Genomic DNA, 538 nt, shown 5'->3' with positions numbered 1-538 from the left:
CTGAACAACACCACCAGCAACAGCAGAAGAAACAGCACCAACCAACGTGCCAGCCTTCTCAAACTTTTCAGCCTTAGCTTTTGCAGCATCAACACGCTTTGCAACAGCACGACCATCAGCCAGAGCAATAGCTAAAGCCTTGGCTTGTTGCTTCTCCTGGTTCCACTGGTCCCGAGTTAAACGCCTACGACCTGGACCAATACGAGTAAAGCCAGAAGGATTCACGACCTTATCCCAATAACTGTCCTGCCAATCTCTAAACGATTGCTTATAGGCTTCATTTTGTTCCTTTGGAGATAACCCATCCGCCTTGGCCTTCTGCTTTGCACTATCCCCAGGATGTAAGCTGATCGCCTTCAAATCATCAGGAACGATGAAAGCATGAAGATGAGGAAAAGCCTCATCATCATGCCTGATGACTGTCTTCAACTGGTCCCCATACGTGTCCTGCAACCACTTGACCGACCGAGCTTGCCAACGCTTACAATCGGCATCCATCTCACCTGGCCAAGACAGAACAATGCACGCCATAGTATTT

Annotated in this window: 1 protein-coding gene; it reads right to left on the bottom strand. The window is 48.7% G+C overall.

The features are described 5' to 3' along the window. A partial coding sequence (locus KP705_RS16680) for a plasmid recombination protein (protein ID WP_215765061.1) occupies positions 1-538 on the bottom strand: 538 nt, incomplete at both ends.

It is taken from the genome of Gluconobacter sp. P1D12_c (assembly GCF_018812105.1).
Classification (GTDB): domain Bacteria; phylum Pseudomonadota; class Alphaproteobacteria; order Acetobacterales; family Acetobacteraceae; genus Gluconobacter; species Gluconobacter oxydans_A.
Note: the sequence above shows the minus strand (reverse complement) of the source record. Positions and strands in the feature narration are given on the sequence as shown.